Here is a 24,631-nt window from a genome sequence, read left to right on the forward strand (position 1 = left end):
AGGTACTGCATGGGAGGCTAAAGAAGAAATTGGCAAACGCTTGACGTGTTGACTTAATTTAAATCACTCAATGGATGATGAAATGAAATCTTTCAACTACACAGTATTGGCAGTGGCACTTCTGGGTCTGGCTGGCGTTGCTCAAGCAGCCACTTCTTCTGGTCAAAGTTACGATGGCACGATCGTCGTCGACGGCTCCAGTGGTTCAGGCTCAACTAACCACCCAGGTTCCGCAGGCCAGCCAGCCATTGGCGTTAAGGCTTTTTACAACGGCACGAAAGTCGCTTTCAGCGGTTTGAAAGGTATGGCTGCCACCGATGCCAATGGTGTCTCCACCATTACCACCGCGATGATGCCACCCTCTCACTCCACACTGGGCAACTTCGACTTCAAACAAGTCGCCAACCAGCAGGTGTACTACGGAGAGTGGTCGCAGACAGGCGCCAACAATGATCCAACCCGCGTCGTGTACTACTCCGGCGATACCACCGGCCGCGTATTGCCAACGGCCAGCGTGACCTATGCGGTACAGGGCATCAACAACTACTCCGGAGCTAACGTGCTGTCTGGCGACCTGACCGCATCCTTCGGTACGGCCGCCCCGACGCTGGTAGGTTCGCTGAGCAACAGCACCTTGAAGGTCCAGTTGGTGGCCAACATCAACACCGCCGACGCCAGCTTTGCCGGCAACGCAGCTGCGCGCGATGCGGTCACTAACGCAAGCCTGTCAACCGGCACCACCCAAGGCAGCTTCTTCGGCGCAGGCGCCACCGCGTCGCTGGCCGGTATCGCCAAGTTCACCGACCGCAACTACGACACCGCCTTCGGTGGTGTCGCCAAGTAATCGCACGTTGAACCTGTTGTAGCACCACCCAAGCAAGTGCCTGCCCCCAGGCACTTGCTTTTGGCGTTTTGAAGCGATCCCGAGAGCCCGGTAATGCCCCAGCCCTATTGCATGCGATCCCTCACGCTCCACGCTTTACCCTTTTCCCTGCTGCTGTGCATGACCCCGGCGGTATTTGCCGCCGACCAGGACACCAGCCTGCGCCTGAACCAGACCATCGAGTACCGCGCCAATCAGCAAGAGCGCGAGTTGCTCAAGGATGAACTGCCCAGCGACGGCGCCCCGCCGCTGTTGAATATCGATGGGCAGACCTACAGTGTGGGCAACAACCTCGATGAACTGGGCCGCGCGGTGTACCTGTCCATCGAGCGCCAGCAATGGCCGCAAGCCAGGGATTACCTCAAGCGCTACACCGCCCTGCCCGGCCATGACCCGATGCTCACCGCCTATGCCAACGGCGGCCTGGCCCGCGCCGATGGCAACCTTGAACAAGCAGAAAGCTACTACCGCCAGCTGCTGGCGTTGCAGGGCGACTTCCTGCCGGGGCGCCTGGAGCTGGCGCGGGTATTGTTCGAGAACCGCAAGGATGGCGAATCCAACGCCGCGTTCCGGCAGATCAGCAGCAGCCTCAGCCCAGCGGACGCCCAAGCCATGGGCGTGGGCAAGACCGTCGACAGTTTTATCCAGGCCCTGGACCACCGTGAAGACTGGCAAGGCTCCCTGGCCATCGGCCCGACCTGGGGCTACAACCTCAACCAGTCCCCGGAAAGCGAGGTGACTTATCGCTACGTCACCCCCGACGAAACCATCTACGTCAAACGCTCACTGCCCAAGGCCGTGTCTGCCCACGGCGCGGACTACGAGGCCACGCTCAACAAACGCGTGGCCATCAGCGGCCACCACGGGGTGTTCATGCGCTCGCTGCTCTATGGCCAGGCCTATGAAAAACAGAGCAAGTACAACGAAGGCACCCTCATCAATAACGCTGGCTACAGCTACCACGACGCCAAAAACCAGTACGCCCTCGGGCCGTCGTTTGAATTCAATACGATTGGTGACAACGCCATGTACAGCGCCTGGGGGCTGCGCGGCGAATGGATTCATACACTGTCGGCCACCCGCATGTTCAAGCTGGAAGGCGAATACAAGGACATGGCCTACAAACACCAGATCAATAGCAACCTCGACGGCGGCATCAGTTCGGTCTACGCCACCCTGTGGCAGGCCCTACCCCAGCGGTGGACGCTGTTCGGCGGCGTAGACCTGACCGAACGTAATACCCAGGACCGCACGGCGGCCTACCTGCAAAAGGGCGTGCGGCTGGGGGTGGCGAAGGATTTCGAAGTGGGCGTCAGCGCCGTGCTGTTCGCCTCGTACCGCAAGCGCCAATACGATGCCTACAGCGCTATCGTCGATGACCGACGCAATGAGAAAGAACAAGGCTACACCTTTATCCTGCGTGCCCCACGCCTGGCGGTGCTGGATGCGGTGCCCAGTCTGACGGTCAAGTACAACAAGGTCGTCAGCAATGTCGACTGGCTTTATTCCTACGACAAAAACAGCATCAGCCTAAAGCTGGAAAAGCAGTTTTAACCGACAACACCGGGTTTTCTATTTCGCGGTTGCACTTATAGCGAGCTACTGTATAAAACGCCCCTATAAACCGCGCCATCTAGCATGAGGATCCCGGCCGTGGAAGAAGTTATCGAACAATTGCGTGAAGCCAACGAACCGGTACCGGTTCCTCTGGAACTGCCCGACGAAGACCAGTTGGTGGAAGTCGAGGAACAGCTGTTTATCAACATCCCGTTTGTGTTCAAGGAATTCCTGCTGACCGTCAGCGATGTGGTGTATGGCAGCCTGGAGCCGGTGACCATCACCGACCCCCAGTCCCACACTTACCTGCCGGAAGTCGCCGCCAATGCCTGGGATATCGGCGTGCCTCGCGAACTGATCCCGATTTGCCAGGATGGCGACGACTACTACTGCGTCGAAGAAGACGGCACGGTGGTGTTGTGGTCCGGCGAAGAAGAACTGGTAACCGAAGAGTCCTGGGAGTCGGTGTGGCACTGGGCGCGGGACGTCTGGCTGGAAAGCTGATGCCTTTGTAGGCGCCGGCCGGCCGGCGCCTACGGTGGATCGCTCCGTTGAGGGTGGTGGTCAGTGCTCCGGCGTGTCCTTGTGATTGTCCAGGGTCTCCAGCAAAGCCACTTGCATGCGTGTATGGATGCGGATGAACCAACGCCAGAGCACGGCGGCCACCGCAGCCGTGACCACGGCAATCAACACCAGCAACTTGTTGGTCGGCAAAATACTGGCCGACAAGGCTGCCAACAGCAGGAAGATCACCAGTAGCGAGAGAATCGGGATCAGTTCGGCAATCACCCGCCGCACGCGCTGGGTATGGCGCCCGGCCATTTCCGGCTTCACGCTCATCTCCGCCAGCAACATCGACAGCGCCTTGAGCTTGCGATATGCGGCAATCAGAAACGGCAGCGACAGCAACAACGCCCCGCCCCAGATCAATGCCTTCTGCCAACTCGGATCACTGATCCAACCTTCCAGATACCCACCAATGCGCGCGGCAAAAAAGCTGCCGGTGAAGAAGATCGCCACCACCAGCGCCAGGTTCACCCCCACTTGCAGGATGATCTTGCGGATCATCGACGCCAGCATCGCGCCTTCGCCCTGGGGCGAAATACTGCGCAACCATTCGCCATACATGCCAAACACCCGGCTCAGGCGTTGGGGCATCACCGCCGCGATCTTCAAGGACAATGGGTCGGCGCCACGAATCAGGTAGGGCGTGAGCAACGTCGTGATGGCGGAAACGGCCACCGCCACCGGGTAGAGAAAGTCGCTGGTCACCTGCAAGGTCATCCCCAGCGCCGCAATGATGAAAGAAAATTCGCCAATTTGTGACAGGCCCATACCCACCCGCAACGAAGTGCGGCCGTCATTGCCGGCGATAAACGCGCCAAGGCCACAGGACAGCATCTTGCCCAGCACCACGGCCACGGTGATCACTGCAATCGGCCAGGCGTATTGCAGCAGGATCTGCGGGTCGATCATCAAGCCAATGGCAACAAAGAAGATTGCGCTGAACATGTCGCGAACCGGTTCGATCAGGCGCTCGATTTTCAGCAACTGCCGGGATTCGGCCATGATCGCACCGATCAGGAACGCGCCCAGCACCATGCTGTATTCGAGCTTGACCACCAGCAGGCAGAAGCCGAAACACAGGCCCAGAACGGTGATCAGCAGCATCTCGTTGCTTTCGAACTTGGCCACGTAGGCCAGCAGCCGTGGCACCAGCAAAATGCCGATCACCAGGGCCACGATCATGAACAGCGAGAGCTTGCCGACCGTGGAAAACACCTCGCCGGAACTGACCGTACCGCTGACGGCGATGCTCGACAGCAAGGCAATGATGCCGATACCCAGGATGTCTTCGACAATCAGCACGCCAAAGATCAGCTGGGCAAAGCGCTGGTTTTTCATCTTCAGGTCGTTGAGCGCCTTGACGATGATGGTGGTCGAGGAAATCGCCAGGATCGCGCCGAGGAACAGCGAGTCCATGGTGTTCCAGTCGAACCATTGGCCAATTTCATAGCCAATCCAGATCATCAGGATGATTTCCAGGAAGGCCGCGATAAACGCCGTGGCGCCCACCTTGAACAGCTTGCGCAGGCTGAACTCCAGGCCCAGGCAGAACATCAGGAAGATCACCCCCAGCTCGGCCAGGGTCTTGATAGTGTCTTCGTCGTGGATCAGGCCGAATGGCGGGGTGTGCGGGCCAATGATGAAGCCGGCGACGATGTACCCCAGGACGACCGGCTGCTTGAGGCGATGAAACAGGATAGTCACCACCCCTGCCACCAGCATGATCACGGCCAAATCCTGGATAAAGCTGATGGCGTGCATGGCGAGGGGCTCCTTGAGGGTACTGGCGCTGTCCCGGTTTCCACGCGGCCGCTACAACGGCGCGCAATGTGCGGAAGGAGAAGTCTGCCTTAATCGTAAGAAATGCCCTTGAAATGGGCTTTTCAAGGGTAACACCACGACTTCCGGCAGAAAGCCGGTGCAATATATGGAAACAGATCGCCTTGGGCGTGACGGCAAGGCCCGTCCCGGCGTCCCGTAAGGGATGACGCCGCAATGATTCCAGCATCCGCAGAGGTGCCCCCCCAACCAATGCCTACAACCGTGAGTGTGCTATGGAACCCGGAAACGCCCAGCTGTCGATGACGGTATTGATGACCCCTGACATGGCCAACTTCTCAGGCAATGTCCACGGCGGCACCCTGCTCAAGTACCTCGACGAAGTGGCCTACGCCTGCGCCAGCCGTTATGCCGGCCGCTACGTAGTCACGCTGTCGGTGGACCAGGTGATTTTTCGCGAGCCGATCCATGTCGGCGAGTTGGTGACGTTCCTGGCTTCGGTCAACTACACCGGCAACACCTCGATGGAAGTAGGGATCAAGGTCGTCACCGAGAACATCCGCGAGCGCTCGGTGCGCCATACCAACAGTTGCTTCTTCACCATGGTTGCCGTCGATGACGACCGCAAGCCGGCCGCCGTGCCCGCATTGCAGCCGCAGAACAGTGAAGACAAGCGCCGGTTTATCCAGGGCAAGCAGCGCCGGCAGATTCGCCAGGAGCTGGAGAAGCGCTACCAGGAAATCAAGGCCGACGTGTAACCCCAATCAAAATGTGGGAGCGGGCTTGCTCGCGAAGACGATGTACCAGTCAGCACATGTATTGACTGATACATCGTCTTCGCGAGCGAGCCCGCTCCCACATTGGGTTGGTGGTGTCAGAGGCTGATCGGCGTGGCTTCAAAGCGCACGCGCGGATGGGCGATGCGGTCCTGGGCCCGCACCAATTCCAACTCGTAGCTGGCGCACGCCTGGGTTTCCAGCAGCACTTCATGCACAGCCGCCGCCGTAAATTCGAAGGCCGCCAGCAGGCTGTCACCCAGTAGCACCCGCGCCAGGAACAGGCCCGACGTCAAGTCGCCCACCCCCACCGGCTGGCGTGGAAACGCCAGCAATGGCCGACGCAGGTGCCAACTGCCTTCTGCCGTCACCAGCAGCATCTCGAAACCGTCCGCCAGCTTGCCCGGGTAATCCAGGTGTTTGACCAGCACCGCCTTGGGCCCACGCGCCAGCAGGGCCCGCGCCATGCCCAGGCAGTCGAACAGCGACTGCGGTTTACGCCCGCAAAAGCTGTCCAGCTCCAATTGGTTGGGGCACAGGAAGTCAGCCATGGCCACAGCTTCGTCGAGCAAGAAATCACTGACTTCCTGGGGCACGATGCAGCCTTTTTCCGGATGCCCCATCACCGGGTCGCACAGGTACAGGGCCTTGGGGTTGATGGCCTTGATCCGCGCCACACCGGTCAGGATCGCCCGGCCCTGGGCGGCGCTGCCCAGGTAACCGGACAACACCGCATCGCAGTTGCCCAGCTCGCCAATCGCCGCGATCCCCTCCACCAACGCAGGAATTTGCTGGGGCGCCAACACTTCTCCCGCCCACTGGCCATACTGGGTATGGTTGGAGAACTGCACAGTGTTCAGCGGCCAGACATTCACCCCCACCCGCTGCATGGGAAACACGGCGGCGCTGTTGCCGGCATGGCCGAAGACCACATGGGACTGGATCGCAAGCAGATGAGGCGTACGTTTCATGCAGGAAACTTCCGTAAAACCGTTAAATTCTGGCCGCGCAGTATGCGACTAAACGCAGCCTGTACGACAGACCGGAGACGCAGTTAAGCTGGCCTTACTTTGTTGGAGCAAATCGAATGCTGACCCTGGGAAATATCTTTGTGCTGATGCTGCTGGCGGCGGCTGCCGCCTGGGTGTGGCACAACCACGGCCTGCGCGAGCGCGCGTTGGAGAGGGTCAAACAGCATTGCGCCAAGCTCGACATCGAACTGCTCGACGGCGCCGTGGCCTTGAAACGCATCGGTTTCGTCAAGGACGCCAGCGGGCGCCGGCGTTTGGCACGGGTCTACAATTTTGAGTTCACGGTGACCGGCGAAGCCCGCCATCCCGGCACCATCACCCAATTTGGGGCCCACAGCGCGCAAATCGAACTGGCGCCCTACCCGTTTGAAATAAAGACGCCGCCGCCCAGCGCCGAAGTGATTGAACTGAGCCAGTGGCGCCAGGAGCACGGCAAGAGCCGTCACTGACGGCAAGCGGCCAGGGCTTTTTGCAGTTTTGCCACATCCTGCTCTTCGCCAAAGATCAGCTCGATACGCGAGTCCCGACGCCATTCGCTGGGCTGCCAGGTGAGTGTGGTGTTATCCACAGCGTTGGCCGAGACCCAACCGTCGGCGCTGTGGATAACCAATTTGGCGCGACGCCACTCCAGGTTCTGCAACCATTGGCACAGCGGCGTGGGGTCGAACTGCTGGCTTGGGTGCCAGCGCCAACCGATGCTCCAGCCGCCGGCCTGCGCCTGATGCAGGCAAATCGGCACGCACGGATCGCTCCAGATTGCCGGGATTTGCGCCAGCCCCTGGGGCACTTGAAAGTTATCCACAGCCGCCCCGGCCTGTGCGCCAAACCCCGGTAGCCGAACCAATGGCAGCTGCGCCTGCCGCGCCCAGTAAATCTCGCAGGCCGGCAGGGTCCTTTCGATTGCGCTACGTTGCGCAGCGTCCAATCCTTCAGCCTTGTTCAGCAGCAGCAACCCGGCACTGGCCAATGCTTCGCGTTGCGCGTCGGGCAACGGTCTGCCCGCAGCCAGTGCCTGGGCGTCGAGCACCAGCACACAAGGCTGGACAGCGAGCACGGTCTGCCAGGGCGCCTGGCGCAACTGCGCCAGCAATTGCGCCGGGTGCCCCAACCCCGAGGGCTCGATAAACAGCCGGTGCGGCTTGGCCTTACGCAGTAGGCGGCCTAGCCCTACCTGGAACGGCGCACCATTCACACAGCACAAACAGCCACCGGCCACTTCGCCGATGGCAATGCCGTCGTCATCCAGGGTCAGCAGCGCAGCATCCAGGCCAATCTGCCCGAACTCATTGATCAACACCGCCCATCGCTCATTGGCCGGGCGCTGGGTGAACAGGTGCTTGATCAGGCTGGTCTTGCCAGCACCCAAGGGGCCGGCAATCACATGCGTGGGAATATTCTGCAGCATCGTGGACATTATTCAGGCCGTGTAGAGACGCTGATCCTACCCGGTTATGCCAGCCAATCCAGCGTCAGAATCAGCCGCCGTTCGTTGGCGGCCAGGGCCGGCGAGCGGTGAATCAGGCCATGGCCCTCGTTGCCGCGCCACTTTTCGCCCTTGAGCAGGGCGACTTCGCCACAGTGGATCTGTTCGATGCGCTCGGTGGGTTCCGCGTCCGCCTGACTCAATTGACGTCGGTCCATCACCCCTTCGCGCAGCCATTGGCTGCCGATGCCGGCATAGGTGGTAATCAAACGCACAGGCACGTGATCGACGTGAAAGCGCGGGCACATGGCCTTGTCCAGGAGCCTCAGCCGCACGCCAATGCGCTTGGCGCCCAACAGGCAGGAAAAAGCGCTGATCAGCCAGGCAACATCGGCGATAAAGCCTTCGTAGCCCTCAAGGTCACGACAGCCTGCGGCCAGCCCCTGCAAGTCGGGTTCGGCGTCTTCGCTGTCCAGCTCCACCACCAGCGACTCCGCCAGCGGCTCGCCCAGCGAGACCAGCAACGCGCCAAACTCGGCGATGTGCAGCGGCAACTGGCGCTGCCACAGCGCCAGGTTGACGCCGTTATCCAGGATGTCGGCGAGGGCCAACGGGGTTTCCCCACGGGTCTGGCGAATCACCGGGCGCAGTTGAATCACAGGTGCCAGCATCAGGCGGCTGCCTCCTCGTACCAAGGGCCAAAAGGATCGACCAGCAGGTGCCAACCTTCAGCGCCCAAGGCCATTTCATCGTCGGTCAGCAGGCATGCGTCCAACTCGGCGCGCAGGCGCACGAAGTCGATGTTCTGCCCGATAAACACCAGTTCCTGGCGGCAATCCCCGGTGCTCGGCTGCCAGTTGCCCATGATCGCCGCGACACTTTCCTGATTCTCGGGCCATTGGCTCTTGGGCACAAAGCGCCACCAGCGGCCGGCAAAACCATGGCGCATCAGGCCGCCGGCCTGGGACCAACTACCGGCATCGCGGTGCTTGCTGGCCAGCCAGAAAAACCCCTTGGAGCGCAGCAGCTTGCCGTTGACCCATGGGCGGTCGATAAAGTCGAAAAAGCGTTGGGGATGGAATGGCCGGCGCGCCCGGTAGGCCGTGGAGGCGATGCCATATTCCTCAGTCTCCGGCACATGCTCGCCGCGTAGTTCCTGCAGCCAGCCCGGTGCCTGGGCCGCGCGCTCAAAGTCAAAACGCCCGGTGTTGAGGATCTCGGCCAGCGGCACTTCGCCCATGACCATGGGAATGATGCGCGCCTGGGCATTCAGGCGTTCAAGGATGGCCACCAGTTCTTCACGCTCGTGGCGGCTGATCAGGTCGATCTTGCTGACCAGGATGACGTCGGCGAACTCGATCTGTTCGATCAACAGGTCAGTGATGGAGCGCTCATCGTCCTCGCCCAGGGTTTCGCCGCGGGACGCGAGGCTTTCGGCGGCCTGGTAGTCGAGCAGGAAGTTCATGCCATCGACCACGGTGACCATGGTGTCCAAACGCGCAATGTCGGCCAGGCTCTGGCCGTTTTCATCGCGGAAGGTGAACGTTTCCGCCACCGGCAGCGGCTCGGAAATGCCGGTGGATTCGATCAGCAGGTAATCGAACCGGCCCTCCCTGGCGAGCTTTCCTACCTCGACCAGCAAGTCTTCACGCAGGGTGCAGCAGATACAGCCGTTGCTCATCTCCACCAGTTTTTCTTCGGCGCGATTGAGGCTGACGTCGCGCTGGACTGCGGCGCCATCAATGTTGATTTCGCTCATGTCGTTGACGATCACCGCCACCCGCAGGTTTTCGCGGTTGCGCAGGACGTAATTGAGCAGCGTGCTTTTACCGGCGCCGAGAAATCCGGACAGCACGGTAACGGGTAGACGGTCGGTCATCGGGTGTTCCTCATCAGGGTGGCCGGTCAAATCGCCCGTTGATGGCGTTCGCGCAGCTCTTCACGTTCTTTGGCTTCAATACACAGGGTGGCCGTGGGCCGCAGCAACAGGCGCTTGAGGCCAATCGGCTCGCCCGTCTCGCGGCACCAGCCGTATTCACCACGGGCGAGGTGCTCCAAGGCTTCGTCGATCTTGTCCAGCAGCTTCTTTTCTCGCTCCAGCAGGCGCAGTTGCCACTGGCGCTGTTCTTCGGCGCTGCCCACATCGGCGGGGTCGCTGTTGGGCTCCTGCTCGCGCAGCACGATGAATTCGGCTTCGATGCGCGCTTGCAGGTCATAGCGCTGGGCCAACAACAGCTCGCGGAAAAAGGCTTGCTGGGCCTCATTCATGTAATCAGCGGGCGGCTGGGCAAGCAGGTCTTGTTCAGTCATCGGGACGATTCACGGGTCAGGCTGTGCATTGATGTTATATTATAACAATACAAATAAGCCAACGCCCTCTTGCTCGACACGACGAAGGGCGTAATCCTTGATTCTCTCCAGGCCCCGAGAAGCGCGATGAAATACCTGATATGCAGCGTGTTGCTACTGGTGGCGACCCAGGCCAGCGCCCAAATGCCCGGCACGCTGGCCACCTGCACCCGCAGCGCCACCCTGCTGGCCTGCGTCGATGCCCAAGGCAATGCCTACAGTGTCGCGACCGCAGGCAACACCACGTATCTGCGCGGGTTCGAGGTGATCGGCAAGCGCTATTGGGCGCAGACCAACAGCCGCTATGGCCAATTGACGTTCTTTACCGGCCTGGCTTCCGACGGCGAGGCGTGGGTGGGCTACACCCGGCGTGTGGGCTGGACCACGATCAACCGGTTCTCCAGTTCCGGAGGCTCCAGCGCCAAGTTCACCTGCAGCCGTATCAGCGGGTGCTAGGGCGGTCGTAGAAAAATCATCGTAGATCTAATTGTTATACTATAACATGTCAGATTATTTCCAACGATGGACCTGCTCATGAATGCGCTGACTCTGCCGGATATCGCCGCGCAGGCTTCTCGCCAAGCCTTGCCTCTCGACTGGGTGGGCATGTGCGGTATTGCCCTTCCTATCCTGATCGACGGCCAGCGCTTGAGTGCCAAGGCCGATGCCGGCGTGAGCCTGGATGACGGCGAGGCGCGAGGCATTCACATGTCGCGCCTGTACCTGGCGCTGGAGATGCTCGAGCAACAAGACCTGCAACCCGTGTTGCTGCGCCAGGTTTTACAGAGATTCCTTGATAGCCATGAAGGGTTATCGAGCAGCGCCTACCTGCGGATTCACACCGACTTGCTGCTTAAACGCCCGGCATTGGTCAGCCCGCTATCGGGCTGGAAGACTTATCCGGTGACCATCGAAGCGCGTCTGGAAAAGCAGATGTTCCACGTGGAACTAAAAATTGACGTGACCTACTCGTCCACCTGCCCTTGCTCTGCGGCCCTCGCCAGGCAGTTGATTCAACAGCAATTTGTCGATGACTTCGGCAATAAGTCGTTGCAGCACGAAGATGTACTGGCCTGGCTCGGCAGTGCCAATGGCATCGTCGCCACGCCCCACAGCCAACGCAGCAGTGCGCTGTTGCAGGTCCAACTGCAACCCGGCGTACAAGCCTTGCCCCTGACCGACTTGATCGACCAGGCCGAAGCCGCCCTCGGCACCGCCGTCCAAACCGCCGTAAAGCGCGCCGATGAACAGGCGTTCGCCCTGGCCAACGGCCAGAACCTGATGTTCTGCGAAGACGCCGCGCGCCGTCTGAACCTGGCGCTAAAACGCTCGGATGCAGTGCAAGCCATTCACCTCAAAGTCATCCACGCCGAAAGCCTGCACGCCCATGACGCCGTAGCCGAAAGCCATTGGATGAGAACCGTCTCGGGCACCCCATGACGCTGACAATGCTCGACCTCGAAGCCGCCAGCGTGGGCAGTCGCTTTGCCCTGGCCCCGGTACTGAATGCCTTGCCGTGGAACCGCGACGGCCTGATCGCCGCCATCGCCCAGCAACACGGCAGCGGCGAGGTATTGATGCTGGCCTGGATGAATCGCCAGGCCCTCGAAGAAACCCTCGCCAGCGGCCAGGTCTGCTACTGGTCACGTTCACGCCAGCAGTTGTGGCGCAAAGGTGAAAGCTCCGGCCACCGCCAGCAGTTGGTCGAAGCACGCCTGGATTGCGACGGCGATGCTGTGTTGCTGATCGTCGACCAACAGGGCCCGGCCTGTCACACCGGCCGCCCGAACTGTTTTTACAACGCTATCGAAGACGACCACGTGCATATCCTCACCGCGCCCCTCAAGGAACCTGCAGCATGATCCGCAAGAACCCTTCCGGCGATCTGCCGGTCATTGCCGAATCGGCCTACGTCGATAAAACCGCGATCATCTGCGGCAAGGTGATCATCGGCGAGAACGTCTTTGTCGGCCCCTATGCGGTGATCCGCGCTGATGAAGTGGACGCCACCGGCGACATGGACCCGATCACCATCGGCGCCAATTCCAATATCCAGGACGGCGTGGTGATCCACTCCAAATCCGGTGCGGCGGTGACTATCGGCGAGTTCAGTTCCATCGCCCATCGCTCGATTGTCCACGGCCCCTGCACCGTCGGCGACCGGGTGTTCATCGGTTTCAACAGCGTGCTGTTCAACTGCGCGGTTGGCGACGGCTGCGTGGTGCGGCACAACTCGGTGGTGGATGGCCGCGACTTGCCCGCCGCCTTCTATGTGCCGTCCACCACGCGCATCGGTCCCAACACCGACCTGTCGCAGTTCCCGCCGGTGAGCGTCAGCGCCTCGGAGTTTTCTGAAGATGTGGCGCGTACCAATGTCGATCTGGTGCTTGGCTACAAAGCCCTGCAAAACGAGTTCTGAGCATGAGCCGCCTGCTGATCCGCAACGCCCGCCTGGTGAATGAGGGCCAGGAATTCGACGCCGACTTGCTGGTCGCCAACGGCCGTATCGAGAAAATCGCCAGCAGCATCCACGGGCAAACAGCCGCTATCGAGATTGACGCCCAAGGCCAATGGTTGCTGCCAGGCATGATCGACGACCAGGTGCACTTTCGCGAACCCGGCGCGCCGGACAAAGGCAGCTTCTACAGCGAGTCCCGCGCGGCGGTGGCAGGTGGCATCACCAGCTTCATGGACATGCCCAACACCCAACCGGCGACCCTGACCCTGGAAGCACTGGCCGACAAGAAACGCCGCGCGGCGCTGCACTCGGTGGCCAACTATGGCTTTCACTTTGGCGTCAGCAACGACAACCTCGACACCGTGGCTGCCCTTGATCCGCGGCAGGTCGCCGGGGTCAAAGTGTTTATGGGTGCCTCCACCGGCAATATGCTGGTGGATGATCCACGCGTCCTGGAGCGTTTATTTGCTGAGGTGCCGACCATTCTCCTCGCCCATTGCGAGCACACGCCGAGCATCCACGCCAACGAACAACGGCTGCGCGATCGCTTCGGCGAGAAGATCCCCGCTGTAGCCCACCCGCTGATTCGCGACGCCGAAGCCTGCTATCGCTCGTCATCCCTGGCGGTGGAACTGGCGCGCCGCCATGGCACGCGCCTGCATGTGCTGCACCTGACCAGCGCGCGGGAATTGGCGCTGTTCGAAGACAAACCGCTGGCAGAAAAACGCATCACTGCGGAAGTGTGCGTGCATCACTTGCTGTTCGATGACCGCGACTATGCCCGCCTCGGCCACCAGATCAAATGCAACCCGGCGATCAAGACCCGGGCCGACCGCAATGCCCTGCGCCTGGCACTGCTGAGCAACCGGTTGGATGTGATTGGCACCGACCACGCCCCGCATACCTGGGCGCAAAAACAGCAGGCGTACCGTGAGGCACCGGCAGGATTGCCCCTGGTGCAACACGCGTTGCCTGCATTGCTGGAATTGGTGGCCGACGGCTTGTTGCCACTGACTACGCTGGTGGCAAAAACCAGTCATCGCGTCGCCGACCTGTTCGCCATTCCCCAGCGGGGTTATCTGCGCGAGGGCTACTGGGCCGACCTGGTGCTGATCAAACCCGAGCCCGAAGGCAAGCCCGTGAGCAGCCAACCGATCCTCGCCCGGTGCGGCTGGACGCCGTTTGCCGAACGCAGCTTTCGCCATAGCGTCAGCACTACCCTGGTGTCAGGCCATGTGGCCTGGCACCAGGGGCAGGTGGTGGACAGTTGCCAGGGGCTGCCCCTGCATTTTCTGCGCTAAACGCAGGGGCCGGCTTGCCGGCTCCTGCAGGGCGTGTGATCAGGCGCGGGGCTTGACCGTGCCGCAGTCGTTGCCCAGCCACTGCGCCTGGGTGTCGAGGCTGCCGTTCTGCTGCACGCCGGTGGCATTGAAGGTGCCGTTGACCGTGGTGGTAAATGCCTTCTGGCTCTGGAACGTGGCCACGCCAGTGCCCTGGGCTTTCGGGCAGCTGAAGCGGAATTTCCACTGGTTGCCGGTCTTGTCTGTCACCTCTTGCTTGCAACCCGATTGCGGGTCGGTCAGCGGGATGGAGTCGGAGGCCACCTGGGCCGGTGTCAGGCACACCTGCACGCCCTTGCCGGCCATGGTAATGCCTTGTTTTTCCAGCATGGCGCGCTGTTCCGGGGTCATCTGTTGTTTCAGCTGACCGAGGATCAACGACAAGTCCGGCAGGTTCTGGTTATCGACTTTCATGTTGCTGGTGGTCAATTCCCACAAGCCCGGCGCCAACATCTGCGCCTGCGCTGCCACCGGCAGCGTCAAACCAACAACCATGGCCAAACCAAGCAGACGAGCATTCATCGGGTAACTCCTGGGTAATTGTCGGCGTTAGACGTCGTAAAGTGGTCGGCGTTGCATGCTCAATAAAATAGCGACAATCGCCGCCGGACATGGTCTGTTACGCATTGGATTGTCAGGAGTAATGTTGTCCATGGATTTCTTCGGCCCGCACTTGCTTGGTTACTTCATCGCCACCCTGCATTTTCTCGGCTCGCTGGCCGCCCTGCACGCGGTGCTGACCGTGCGTACCGCCCAAGGCTCGATTGCCTGGGCGCTGTCGCTGATGTTCATGCCGTACCTGACCCTGATCCCCTACCTGATCTTTGGCCGCAGCAGCTTCGATGCCTATATCCAGGCGCGCCGCCAGGCCAACCAGGAAATGCACAAGGCCATCACCGAGTTGAACTGGCGCCCCTGGGTCGAAGAAGCCCTGGCCGCGCGCAACTCCCACGCCTACGCCTCCCTGCGCGCCATGCCCAAGCTGGGGCGCATGCCGTGCCTGGCCAATAACCAGGTGCGTTTGCTGGTCAATGGCGACGCCACCTTCAGCGCCATCTTCGACGCCATCCGCGCCGCCAAGACGGCTGTGCTGGTGCAGTTTTTCATCATTCATGACGACGAACTCGGCCGCCAGTTGCACAACCTGCTCAAGGCCAAGGCCGCCGAGGGCGTGGCCATCTACGTGCTGTATGACCGCATCGGCAGCCACTCCCTGCCCCACCGCTATGTGCAATCGCTGCGCGACGCCGGGGTGCAGATCAAGGCGTTTGCCACCCGCAGCGGCTGGCTCAATCGTTTCCAGGTAAATTTCCGCAACCACCGCAAGATCGTCGTGGTCGATGGCCTGAGCGGGTTTGTCGGTGGGCATAACGTCGGCGACGAATACATGGGCAAGAAACCGCCGCTGGCGCCCTGGCGCGACACCCATGTGCACGTCAGCGGCCCGGTGGTGGCCTGCCTGCAGGAGTCGTTTGCCGAAGACTGGTTCTGGGCCGCGCGCGAACTGCCGCCGCTGATCCTGCCCGACACCTACGCCGACGATGGCGTGCTCTGCCAATTGCTGGCCAGCGGTCCGGCGGACCCCTATGAGACCTGCTCGCTGTTTTTCGTCGAAGCCATTCATGCGGCAACTGAGCGAGTGTGGATCACCAGCCCTTACTTCATCCCCGATGAGGCAGTATTCGCCGCGTTGCGCCTGGCGGTGTTGCGTGGCGTGGACGTACGCCTGCTGCTGCCGTCACGCCCCGACCATCGCATTGTCTACGCCGCATCCAGCCTGTACGCGATCGAAGCGGTGCGCGCCGGGGTTCGGGTATTCCGCTACAAGCCGGGTTTTTTGCATCAGAAAGTGGTGTTGGTAGACCGCGAAATCAGCGCCATCGGCAGTGCGAACCTGGACAACCGTTCGTTCCGCCTCAACTTTGAAGTGATGTTGCTGACGGTCGATAAAACCTTCGCCAGCGAAGTGGAACACATGCTGCTGGACGACTTCGCCCAGGCCCACGAAACCAGCCAGGAAGAAAGCCAACAGACCCGCCGCCTGCAGCAACTGGGCATGCGGGTGGCGCGGTTGATTTCCCCGATCCTATAGACCAACGCAGAACCAATGTGGGAGCGGGCTTGCTCGCGAAAGCAGTGGGTCAGTCAACATCAATATTTGCTGGGCCGACGTCTTCGCGGGCAAGCCCGCTCCCACATTTGATCTTCACTGCTTTGAGCATTGCGTTCGCTTAACTGATCGGCATTAGAGCAAGCCCGCTCCCACATTTGGTATTGCAGCGTAGCCAAAGATCTCAGCGGTAGAGATCTTCCCGCGTCCATGGCAACTCATGGCTGCCATCGGCATGGGGCTTGACCGCCAGGATCTGATGCAGGTTGATCCACCCGCGGGCAAACGCATACGCACATCCCGCCAGGTACAGGCGCCAGATACGCAGTGCCTGGGGCGGGACCATTTTCGCCGCCGCTTCCAGGTTGTCTTCCAGGCGTTCGCTCCAATGGTCCAGGGTGCGTGCGTAATGCAGGCGCAGGCTTTCCACGTCGACCACTTCCAGGCCGACTTCGCTGATCTCGGCGCTGATCATCACCAAGTGCGGCAACTCGCCATTGGGGAATACGTAGCGCTCGATAAAGTCCCCCGCGCCACGTCCCACCGGGCGGCCATCGGTATGTTTGGCGGTGATGCCATGGTTGAGCACCAGGCCTCCTTCGCGCACGGCGCCGAACAGGGTCTGGCAGTACTGCGCCAGGTTGGCGTGGCCAACATGTTCGAACATGCCGACGCTGACCACTTTATCGAACCGCCCGTCCTGGGGCAGGTCGCGGTAGTCGAGCAACGCCAGTTCCACTTGGTCTTCCAGGCCCTCGGCGAGCACACGCTCCCTGGCCAATGCCAGTTGTTCCTTGCTCAGGGTGATGCCGAACACCTTGACCCCGAATTCGCGCGCCGCATAACGCGCCAGCCCGCCCCAGCCGCAACCGACGTCCAGCAGATATTCCCCAGGCTGCAGGCGCAACTTGCGGCACAGGTGGCGGAATTTGTCTTGCTGGGCCTGGTCGAGGGATTCGCTGCCGGTCTCGAAGTAACCGCAGGAGTAGGCCATGTCACGGTCCAGCCAGAGCTGGTAGAACTCGTTCGACAGGTCGTAGTGGTAGGAAATCGCGGCGGCATCCGTAGCCTTGTCGTGGATCGAGCGCACCGGTCCGGCGTGCTCATCTTCATCCACCAGGGCGTGGCTCAGTTCGTCACACACCCGGATCACATCGCTGATGGAGCCTTCCAGCTCCAGTTTGCCTTCGACGAAGGCAGCGCCCAGGGAATCGAGCGTGGGATGGGTCAGTTGCGTCACCATCACCGGGTCCTTGACCACGATCGTGACGCTGGGCTCCGGGCCCAGGTTGAACTCATGGCCATCCCAGAGTCGCAGACGCAGCGGTAGCTGAAGATTCTGTAAGGCCGGTGGAAGTTGCGCGAGCATGAGTAGTCCCCCCTGTTTCAGACGTCTGGAATGAGGGTAGACCATCCACGAAAAAGTAGCTGGCTATCGATTCAATAGCCGCCTTCTATGGTGCCCGACGTTGCAGCAAACCGTCCTCAACCCACTGTTTCAACCACGTGACAGCTTGTAGCGGCGCGCCCTCTTGATAAGTGACTGCCAATTCGGCGCACAGTTCTGAAAAACTCCAACCGCCGTCGGCCATCCCGGCCAGGGCATAAGCCTCGGCGGGCTCCAGGCTACGGAAGCGGCACACCTGCTGGTCCCGCCAGATCAGGCACACTTGGGCCAACGACAACGGCTGGCTGCCGGGAAACGTCGCTTGTGCCTTGACCCCGCGCCAGATCTCCAGGCTGTTGAAGCGACACAACACTTGCTGTACCGCCGGCACCCACTCGACCTGCAACACCGGCCAATCTTCAGGCGCCAGTTGCGCCATGTCGTGCAGGCTCAGGGGTTGGCCGGGGGACGCATCAAACGCCAGGGTAAAGGCCCATTCCAGGCACGCCAGCTCTGCCAGCGGCGCGCTTTGTTCGGCGACCAGATGCTCGCCGATAAAGCCTGCAAACCGTTGCCCCAACCAGCGCAAGCTGAAATGCGCCGATGGATATCGCTGCACATAGGCCGCTACCAGCCCGGCAAACTCCTCATCCCCCAGCCAGTGCCACACAGCCGGGAAATCCCCCTGCATCACTTCCAGTAAACGGGCCCGATAGGCGTGGTGATAGATCGCCAGGCCCGTGTCGACATCCAGGGTCGGGCCACCGATCAAGGTGCTGGCAAAGCCGCTGGCGTCGGTGTCTGCCAATAGATGCCGTTCAAATGCCAGTTGCCAATCGATCAAGCGCATAGCGACCTCCGGGCCAGGGCGCCAGCCCCCAACTCACGGGCCTTGCCCAGTTCGTCGAGCAACTCGGCAAACGGCGGGAAATGGTCATCGCGCTCCAGCAACGTCGCCACCGGCCCCAGGTGCTCCAGGGTCTGTTGAAACAGCTGCCACACCGGATCGCATACCGGGTGGTCATGGGTATCGACCACGTAGTCGCCGTAGTCCATATGCCCGGCCAAATGCAGTTGGCGGATGCTGTGCGGCGGCAGGTTGCGGATAAAGGTCCAGGCATCGAAGCCATGATTGCGCGAGCTGACATACACGTTATTCACGTCCAACAGCAGCTCGCAACCACTGAGGTGGCTCAAGGCGCTGAGAAACTCCCACTCGGTAAACTCATCGGCCTTTGAGCGCACATAGCTGGAGACATTTTCCAGCACCAGCGGCCGCTGCAGCACCTCCTGCACCTGCCGCACCCGGGTAGCAACGTGGTAGAGGCTTTCTTCGGTGTAGGGCAGCGGCAACAAGTCATGCAACTGATGGGCGTTGCCCCGGCTCCAACACAGGTGATCGGACACCCACGCCGGCTTGACCCGGTCGGCCAATTGCTTGAGTTGCGTGAGGTAGTCCCTATCGAGGGCATGGGGCCCGCCGATGGACAGGGACACGCCATGCAGCACCAGCGGATAGCGCTCGGCGATGGCGTCCAGGTAGTACAGGGCTTTGCCGCCCTGGACCAGATAATTCTCGGAGACGATTTCGAACCAGTCCACCGCCGGCGACTGCTCGAGAATCTGCTGATAGTAAGTGCTGCGTAGTCCCAGGCCGTAGCCCAGGCAAGGAACCGATGCCGACATGACGAACTCCTGGAAAGTGTCCGCAGCGACGTGCACACCGCTGCGGGATCACGTATTCGCGGTTATTCGCCGACTTTGCCGCCAGCTGCATCACAAGCAGCCTTGGTCATGGCCTTGAAACCATGGCCCTTGCAGACAGCCTGGCCTTTACAGGCGTTTTCAGCGGTCTTGCAATCGTTCATGCCTTTGCAGGAGGTCACGCCATAGCAGTGCACATTCGCTTCATCGGCGGCTTGTGCCTGGGTCGCGACACCGGCAAACAGCGTGGCGGCAGCGATGGCCAGGGCAGCACCGGAAACAGCGTTCTTGAAGTTCATTGTGGTATTCCTCATGGGTCTAGGGGGTCGGCTAAACGGTTTGTTCAGTCCCGACACAGCACTAGAGTGAGATGCCGGAGGGGCGTTACAGCGCTGTGAAAATTTTCCTGGTTTCCTGAATCCTTGTAGGAGCCATCACTAGTGCGCACCGCGATTTATCGTCACACTCGCAGCAGCTTTTTCGCGGGATCACGGACAAGGAAGCGTCACTCTCATGATTTCGATCTATCAGCTCAAACCGCGCTTTCAGAACCTGCTGCGGCCCCTGGTGCAGCGCCTGTATGACAACGGCACCACCGCCAACCAGATCACCGTGCTGGCGGGCATCGTGTCGCTGCTGGTGGGCCTGCTGATCGCCGGTTTCGCCCAGCACGCCTGGGTGTTCGTATTGATCCCGCTGTGGATGATCCTGCGCATGGCCCTCAATGCCATCGACGGCATGCTCGCCCGGGAATTCGGCCAACAGTCACGCCTGGGCGCCTACCTCAATGAACTGTGCGATGTGATCGCCGACAGCGCGCTGATCCTGCCGTTTGCGCTGATCCCCGGGGTCGGCCTGGCGCCGGTGTTGCTGGTGACGCTACTGGCGGTGTTCAGCGAGTACGCCGGTGTGCTCGGGCCGATGGTCGGCGCATCGCGACGCTATGACGGGCCCATGGGCAAGAGTGATCGGGCGTTCGTCCTCGGCGTACTGGCCACTGGCGTGGCCCTGGGCTGGCTCGGTGCCGGCTGGGTCGACGGGGTGATGTGGCTGGTGGCGGCCTTGCTCGCCTACACCCTGGTCAACCGTGTACGCCAGGGCCTCAAAGAACAACCCGACACCCCTCCGACGGCATAAGGATCTTGCGATGCGCGAACAGCAACAGCACACCTTCAGCACCCACGACGGCGTAGCGCTTTTTTATCGGCATTGGCCCGCGACCAGTGCCACCGGGCCTGAGCCACGCCAGGCGATCCTGCTGTTCCATCGAGGCCACGAGCATTCGGGGCGCATTGCGCACCTGGTGGATGAACTGGACCTGCCGCATTTCGATTTCTTCGCCTGGGACGCCCGTGGCCACGGCCAGTCCCCCGGCGAGCGTGGCGACAGCCCGAGCTTTGCCACCAGCGCGCGGGATGTGCAGACGTTCTGCGACCATATCGGCGCCACCTATGGCATCGAGGCAGAAAACCTCGCGGTCATCGCCCAGAGCGTCGGCGCGGTGATTGCCGCCACCTGGGTCCACGACTACGCGCCGAACATCCGCGCCCTGGTGCTCGCCTCCCCGGCGTTCAAGGTCAAGCTCTACGTGCCCTTCGCCCGCCCGGGCCTGGGGTTGATGCGGCGCTTTCGCGGCAACTTTTTCGTCAACAGCTACGTCAAGGCCAAGTTCCTCAGCCATGACCCAGAGCGCGTTGCGTCCTACGACACTGACCCACTGATCACCAAGGCGATCTCGGTGAATGTGCTGCTGGGCCTGTACGAAGCGGCCGACCGCGTGGTCGCCGATGCCCAGGCGATCCAGGTGCCGACCCAGCTGTTGATCTCCGGCTCGGACTTCGTGGTGCATCGCAAACCCCAGCAACAGTTCTTCGACCGCCTTGGCAGCCTGAAAAAGGAACTGCACATCCTGCCCGGCTTTTTCCACGACACCCTCGGCGAACGGGATCGCGCCGTGGCGTTGGCCAGCGCCAGGCGTTTTATCCTGCAAAACTTTGCCCACCCGCTGGACCGCGCCAGCCTGCTGGATGCCGACAAGATCGGCGCGACGTGCGCCGAATCCGAATCCCTCGCCGCGCCGCTGCCGCGCAACTCCCTGCGTGACCTGTACTGGCGCATGACCCGCGCCAGCATGGGCCTGGGCCGCAAGTTGTCCGAGGGGGTGAAGCTGGGCTTCGACACCGGTTTCGACTCGGGCAGTACCCTGGACTACGTGTACCGCAACACCCCCACCGGCAAAGGCGCGCTGGGGCGGATGATCGACACCAACTACCTGAACTCCATCGGCTGGCGCGGGATCCGCCAGCGCAAACTGCACGTTGAAGAGTTGCTGCGCCTGGCCATGGCCAAGCTGCGCGACGACGGGCGCGAAGTGCGCATCGTCGACATCGCCGCTGGGCACGGTCGGTACATTCTGGAAGCCTTGCAGGGCGTTTCTCCACTGCCGGAATCGATCCTGTTGCGCGACTACAGCGATATCAACGTGCGCGACGGTGGCGCGCTGATTCGCGAGAAAGGCCTGGGGGATATTGCGCAATTCGTCAAAGGCGATGCCTTCGACCGGGCCGACCTCGCAGCGCTGGCGCCCAAGCCGACGCTGGCGGTGGTGTCCGGGCTGTATGAGCTTTTTGCCGATAACGCCATGGTCGGGGGTTCCCTCGCCGGCCTGGCCGAAGCCGTGGAGCCCGGGGGCTACCTGGTGTACACCGGCCAACCGTGGCACCCGCAACTGGAACTGATCGCCCGTGCCCTGACCAGCCATCGCCAGGGCCAGGCCTGGGTGATGCGCCGTCGCAGCCAGGCAGAGATGGATCAACTGGTGGCAGCGGCAGGCTTTCGCAAGATCACCCAGCGTGTGGATGAATGGGGCATCTTCAGCGTGTCGCTGGCGCAGAAGATCTGACCATGCGCGAACCGGGCCTCTTCAAACCAGCGTTGCTGTGGCTGCTGCTTCTGGCGCCGCTGTTTTTCAGCACCTACGGCTTTGCCACCTGGGTCACCAGCCAGCGCAGCGATGTCGGCACCCTGGTGTTCGGCTGGGAAACCCATATGCCGTTCTGGGCCTGGACCATCGTGCCCTACTGGTCGATCGACCTGCTCTATGGCTTCTCCCTGTTGCTGCCCAACAGTCGCCATGAGCTCAAGCAACATGCCCTGCGCCTGCTCAGTGCCCAAGTGATTGCCGTGAGCTGCTTCCTGCTCTGGCCGTTGCGGTTCACCTTTGAGCGCCCGGAAATGGACGGCGTGTTCGGCTGGCTGTTCGCAGTGCTGGCGGGGTTCGACAAACCGTTCAACCAGGCGCCGTCGCTGCATATCGCTTTGCTGGTGATCCTGTGGGTCATGTACCAGCGGCATAGCCAAGGCCTGTGGCGCTGGCTGGTGCATGGCTGGTTCGCTTTGATTGGTGTTTCGGTGCTGACCACGTACCAACATCACTTTATCGACTTACCCACAGGCGCCCTGGCCGGCTGGCTGTGCGTGTGGCTCTGGCCGGTGGATCATCCAAGCCCGCTGTCGCATGCGCGCCTGGCCAAAGACCCGAAACGCTGGCGCCTGGGTGTGCGTTACGCCGTGGGCGCCCTGGTGCTGGCGATAGCGGCCTTTACCGGGGGCGGCGCCTGGTTATGGCTGCTGTGGCCTGCCGTTGCGGTGTTGCTGGTGGCGCTCAACTACTGGCTGCTGGGCGCCGCAGGCTTCCAGAAACGCGCCGATGGCCGCCTCAGCCCTGCAGCACGCTGGCTGTATGCGCCTTACCTCGCGGCGGCGTGGCTCAACTCGCGGCTGTGGACGCGCAAGCATCCACAGCCTGACCGGGTTGTGGATAACGTGTGGTTGGGGCGAATTCCGACGCCAGCACAGCTGAGTTCATTCAATGCGGTGGTCGATCTGTGTGCCGAGTTGCCTGTTTATCCACAAGGCCGCGCTTACCATGCCCTGCCCGTCCTCGACCTGACTGCCCCCACACCGGCACAGTGCCTGGAGGCGGCCCAAGCCATTGAGCGCTTGCGCGAACACGGGCCGTTGTTGGTGTGCTGCGCCCTCGGCTACTCGCGCAGTGCCAGCGCCGTGGCGGCATGGCTGCTGCACAGCGGGCGGGCGAGCACGGTAGACGAGGCACTGGCTATTATTCGTACAGCACGACCGGATGTGGTCCTGCACGCCAATCACCGTCAAGCCTTGGGAGCACTGCCTTATGCCCGCTGACATGCACCTTCAGGTAGTCGCCAGCCTGCTGCGCCGCGGCCGTTCGCTGGATCAGTTATCCACAGGCCTGACCTTGCTCGGGGTGCTGTTTGGCCTGGCGCAATTGTTGATGGTCAGTATCACGCCGATCTGCCTGCTGCTCAGTCTGTGGATGATTATCCTCGGGCTGCTGCAAAAGTACTGGGCGCTGCGGGTGGCCTTCGACGCCGACCTGTTTGCGCTGATGGCCAAGGACATAGAACGTACCGCCGAACTGGACCAGACCCTGCAGGCCCTGAGCCTGCAACCTGCCAATCGCCCCAGCCGCCCCTGGACCGAACGTCGGCGTGGTGCCCTCAAATTGCTGCGCAAACAGGCCTACCTGCTGGGCGCGCAAGTGTTACTGACATTGGCCGTCATCCTGGCCAGCCCGTGGCTGCCCTTCGCCGGATAAGGAATCCTCATGTTCGAACCCGTGGTCGCGACCCTGATTACCTCCATGGCCCGCACAGTGACCGGTGCCCGCAGCCTGTGGCTGGGCTGCGCCCCGGAACCGGTGCAGCGCATTTATTTTGCCAACCACAGCAGCCACGGCGACTTCGTGCTGCTGTGGGCCTCGCTGCCGCAGAACCTGCGCAAAGCCACGCGCCCGGTGGCCGGCACCGACTACTGGAACAAGAGCGCCTTGCGCCGCTACATCATCAACCGGGTGTTCAACGGCGTGCTGATCGACCGCGAGCGCAAAGACCCTGTGGATAACCCCTTGCAACCGATGCTCGAGGCCCTGGAACAGGGCGATTCGCTGATCATTTTCCCTGAAGGCACACGCAACCTCGAAGATGGCCTGTTGCCCTTCAAGAGCGGCCTGTATCACCTGGCAAAAAGTTACCCACAGGCACAACTGATCCCGGTGTGGATCGCCAACCTCAACCGTGTGATGCCCAAGGGCCGGGTGCTACCGCTGCCGCTGCTGTGCACCACCAGCTTCGGCGCACCGCTGCAATTGCAGGACGGTGAAGACAAGGCCCTGTTTCTCGCCCGCAGCCGCGACGCCCTGCTCGCCCTCGCCCCGGAGCATTCCTGAC

Annotated in this window: 27 protein-coding genes; 16 read left to right on the plus strand and 11 right to left on the minus strand. The window is 61.6% G+C overall.

The window, feature by feature from the left end; translation table 11 throughout:
• Positions 1 to 82: 82 nt before the first annotated feature.
• The 3 genes from ACSSVH_RS26165 (at position 83) to ACSSVH_RS26175 (ending at position 2,944) form a co-directional block, all read left to right on the plus strand.
• Positions 83 to 844 carry a Slam-dependent surface lipoprotein gene (locus ACSSVH_RS26165; RefSeq protein ID WP_169954028.1) on the plus strand — a complete coding sequence of 254 codons (762 nt, stop codon included), beginning with the start codon at positions 83 to 85 and terminating at the stop codon, positions 842 to 844.
• Positions 845 to 937: 93 nt separating this feature from the next.
• Positions 938 to 2,437, plus strand: coding sequence for a surface lipoprotein assembly modifier (locus ACSSVH_RS26170; RefSeq protein WP_170042030.1), 1,500 nt, complete (start codon positions 938 to 940; stop codon positions 2,435 to 2,437).
• A 99-nt stretch (positions 2,438 to 2,536) separates the two neighbouring features.
• Positions 2,537 to 2,944, plus strand: coding sequence for an SMI1/KNR4 family protein (locus ACSSVH_RS26175; RefSeq protein WP_029290059.1), 408 nt, complete (start codon positions 2,537 to 2,539; stop codon positions 2,942 to 2,944).
• A 60-nt stretch (positions 2,945 to 3,004) separates the two neighbouring features.
• On the opposite strand, the gene ACSSVH_RS26180 is transcribed toward ACSSVH_RS26175, so the two are convergent.
• Positions 3,005 to 4,768: a cation:proton antiporter gene (locus tag ACSSVH_RS26180; protein ID WP_169954030.1), complete on the minus strand. Its 1,764-nt coding sequence runs from the start codon at positions 4,766 to 4,768 to the stop codon at positions 3,005 to 3,007.
• A gap of 293 nt (positions 4,769 to 5,061) precedes the next feature.
• Here ACSSVH_RS26180 and ACSSVH_RS26185 point away from each other — a divergent pair, with 293 nt between their 5' ends.
• Positions 5,062 to 5,544 carry an acyl-CoA thioesterase gene (locus ACSSVH_RS26185; RefSeq protein WP_029290061.1) on the plus strand — a complete coding sequence of 161 codons (483 nt, stop codon included), beginning with the start codon at positions 5,062 to 5,064 and terminating at the stop codon, positions 5,542 to 5,544.
• Between the two features lie 116 nt (positions 5,545 to 5,660).
• On the opposite strand, the gene pdxY is transcribed toward ACSSVH_RS26185, so the two are convergent.
• A complete protein-coding gene (gene pdxY, locus ACSSVH_RS26190; protein ID WP_169954031.1) occupies positions 5,661 to 6,533 on the minus strand; it encodes a pyridoxal kinase PdxY in 873 nt (290 codons plus the stop codon).
• A gap of 116 nt (positions 6,534 to 6,649) precedes the next feature.
• On the opposite strand from pdxY, the gene ACSSVH_RS26195 reads away from it, so the two are divergent.
• Positions 6,650 to 7,042 carry a DUF3301 domain-containing protein gene (locus ACSSVH_RS26195; protein WP_057961211.1) on the plus strand — a complete coding sequence of 131 codons (393 nt, stop codon included), beginning with the start codon at positions 6,650 to 6,652 and terminating at the stop codon, positions 7,040 to 7,042.
• Here the strand turns inward: ACSSVH_RS26195 and ACSSVH_RS26200 are convergent.
• The 4 genes from ACSSVH_RS26200 to dksA are packed head-to-tail and all read right to left on the minus strand — an operon-like array spanning position 7,036 to position 10,326.
• Entirely contained in the window at positions 7,036 to 7,998 is a 963-nt protein-coding gene (locus ACSSVH_RS26200; protein ID WP_492634737.1) for a CobW family GTP-binding protein, read from the minus strand. The genes ACSSVH_RS26195 and ACSSVH_RS26200 overlap by 7 nt on opposite strands.
• A gap of 44 nt (positions 7,999 to 8,042) precedes the next feature.
• Positions 8,043 to 8,687 (minus strand): DUF1826 domain-containing protein, encoded by a 645-nt coding sequence (locus tag ACSSVH_RS26205; protein WP_492633901.1) that lies wholly within the window; start codon positions 8,685 to 8,687, stop codon positions 8,043 to 8,045.
• Complete coding sequence (gene zigA, locus ACSSVH_RS26210; protein WP_492633902.1) at positions 8,687 to 9,895, minus strand: zinc metallochaperone GTPase ZigA; 1,209 nt, start codon at positions 9,893 to 9,895, stop codon at positions 8,687 to 8,689. Before zigA ends, ACSSVH_RS26205 begins: the two co-directional genes overlap by 1 nt.
• A 26-nt stretch (positions 9,896 to 9,921) precedes the next feature.
• Positions 9,922 to 10,326 carry an RNA polymerase-binding protein DksA gene (gene dksA / locus ACSSVH_RS26215; protein WP_169954034.1) on the minus strand — a complete coding sequence of 135 codons (405 nt, stop codon included), beginning with the start codon at positions 10,324 to 10,326 and terminating at the stop codon, positions 9,922 to 9,924.
• 126 nt (positions 10,327 to 10,452) lie between these two features.
• Between dksA and ACSSVH_RS26220 the strand changes: the two genes are divergently transcribed.
• From ACSSVH_RS26220 to ACSSVH_RS26240, 5 genes are all read left to right on the plus strand, one after another.
• Entirely contained in the window at positions 10,453 to 10,821 is a 369-nt protein-coding gene (locus ACSSVH_RS26220) for a glutamine synthetase (RefSeq protein WP_169954035.1), read from the plus strand.
• Positions 10,822 to 10,899: 78 nt separating this feature from the next.
• On the plus strand, positions 10,900 to 11,805 hold the full coding sequence (folE2, locus tag ACSSVH_RS26225) for a GTP cyclohydrolase FolE2 (RefSeq protein WP_169954036.1): 906 nt from the start codon (positions 10,900 to 10,902) through the stop codon (positions 11,803 to 11,805).
• Complete coding sequence (gene hisI, locus ACSSVH_RS26230; protein WP_169954037.1) at positions 11,802 to 12,227, plus strand: phosphoribosyl-AMP cyclohydrolase; 426 nt, start codon at positions 11,802 to 11,804, stop codon at positions 12,225 to 12,227. Before folE2 ends, hisI begins: the two co-directional genes overlap by 4 nt.
• Positions 12,224 to 12,784 carry a gamma carbonic anhydrase family protein gene (locus ACSSVH_RS26235; RefSeq protein WP_169954038.1) on the plus strand — a complete coding sequence of 187 codons (561 nt, stop codon included), beginning with the start codon at positions 12,224 to 12,226 and terminating at the stop codon, positions 12,782 to 12,784. The genes hisI and ACSSVH_RS26235 overlap by 4 nt, the downstream gene beginning before the upstream one ends.
• Before the next feature lie 2 nt (positions 12,785 to 12,786).
• Positions 12,787 to 14,124, plus strand: coding sequence for a dihydroorotase (locus tag ACSSVH_RS26240; protein WP_492633903.1), 1,338 nt, complete (start codon positions 12,787 to 12,789; stop codon positions 14,122 to 14,124).
• 39 nt (positions 14,125 to 14,163) lie between these two features.
• On the opposite strand, the gene ACSSVH_RS26245 is transcribed toward ACSSVH_RS26240, so the two are convergent.
• Positions 14,164 to 14,685 carry a DUF3617 domain-containing protein gene (locus ACSSVH_RS26245; RefSeq protein WP_169954040.1) on the minus strand — a complete coding sequence of 174 codons (522 nt, stop codon included), beginning with the start codon at positions 14,683 to 14,685 and terminating at the stop codon, positions 14,164 to 14,166.
• A gap of 130 nt (positions 14,686 to 14,815) precedes the next feature.
• Between ACSSVH_RS26245 and cls the strand changes: the two genes are divergently transcribed.
• Positions 14,816 to 16,255: a cardiolipin synthase gene (cls, locus tag ACSSVH_RS26250; RefSeq protein ID WP_492633904.1), complete on the plus strand. Its 1,440-nt coding sequence runs from the start codon at positions 14,816 to 14,818 to the stop codon at positions 16,253 to 16,255.
• A gap of 202 nt (positions 16,256 to 16,457) precedes the next feature.
• Here the strand turns inward: cls and cfaB are convergent, their stop codons facing one another.
• The 4 genes from cfaB to bufA2 all read right to left on the minus strand — a co-directional run bounded on the left by cfaB (position 16,458) and on the right by bufA2 (position 19,663).
• Entirely contained in the window at positions 16,458 to 17,642 is a 1,185-nt protein-coding gene (gene cfaB / locus ACSSVH_RS26255; RefSeq protein ID WP_169954042.1) for a C17 cyclopropane fatty acid synthase CfaB, read from the minus strand.
• Between the two features lie 85 nt (positions 17,643 to 17,727).
• Entirely contained in the window at positions 17,728 to 18,510 is a 783-nt protein-coding gene (locus tag ACSSVH_RS26260) for an HvfC/BufC N-terminal domain-containing protein (RefSeq protein WP_169954043.1), read from the minus strand.
• A complete protein-coding gene (bufB, locus tag ACSSVH_RS26265) occupies positions 18,501 to 19,346 on the minus strand; it encodes an MNIO family bufferin maturase (protein ID WP_169954044.1) in 846 nt (281 codons plus the stop codon). Before bufB ends, ACSSVH_RS26260 begins: the two co-directional genes overlap by 10 nt.
• Before the next feature lie 62 nt (positions 19,347 to 19,408).
• Positions 19,409 to 19,663 carry a BufA2 family periplasmic bufferin-type metallophore gene (gene bufA2, locus ACSSVH_RS26270; protein ID WP_169954045.1) on the minus strand — a complete coding sequence of 85 codons (255 nt, stop codon included), beginning with the start codon at positions 19,661 to 19,663 and terminating at the stop codon, positions 19,409 to 19,411.
• Between the two features lie 214 nt (positions 19,664 to 19,877).
• On the opposite strand from bufA2, the gene ACSSVH_RS26275 reads away from it, so the two are divergent.
• The 5 genes from ACSSVH_RS26275 to ACSSVH_RS26295 are packed head-to-tail and all read left to right on the plus strand — an operon-like array spanning position 19,878 to position 24,630.
• The gene (locus ACSSVH_RS26275; protein ID WP_169954046.1) at positions 19,878 to 20,501 is read left to right on the plus strand and encodes a CDP-alcohol phosphatidyltransferase family protein; all 624 of its coding nucleotides are present in this window, start codon (positions 19,878 to 19,880) and stop codon (positions 20,499 to 20,501) included.
• A gap of 10 nt (positions 20,502 to 20,511) precedes the next feature.
• Positions 20,512 to 22,266, plus strand: a complete 1,755-nt coding sequence (locus ACSSVH_RS26280) for a bifunctional alpha/beta hydrolase/class I SAM-dependent methyltransferase (RefSeq protein ID WP_492633905.1) — start codon at positions 20,512 to 20,514, stop codon at positions 22,264 to 22,266.
• Between the two features lie 2 nt (positions 22,267 to 22,268).
• Positions 22,269 to 23,567, plus strand: coding sequence for a phosphatase PAP2/dual specificity phosphatase family protein (locus ACSSVH_RS26285; RefSeq protein ID WP_492633906.1), 1,299 nt, complete (start codon positions 22,269 to 22,271; stop codon positions 23,565 to 23,567).
• The gene (locus tag ACSSVH_RS26290; protein ID WP_169954049.1) at positions 23,557 to 24,000 is read left to right on the plus strand and encodes a hypothetical protein; all 444 of its coding nucleotides are present in this window, start codon (positions 23,557 to 23,559) and stop codon (positions 23,998 to 24,000) included. The genes ACSSVH_RS26285 and ACSSVH_RS26290 overlap by 11 nt, the downstream gene beginning before the upstream one ends.
• A 9-nt stretch (positions 24,001 to 24,009) precedes the next feature.
• Positions 24,010 to 24,630, plus strand: a complete 621-nt coding sequence (locus tag ACSSVH_RS26295; RefSeq protein WP_169954050.1) for a lysophospholipid acyltransferase family protein — start codon at positions 24,010 to 24,012, stop codon at positions 24,628 to 24,630.
• Position 24,631: the final 1 nt, after the last annotated feature.

This window comes from Pseudomonas sp. HC1(2025), from assembly GCF_058742075.1.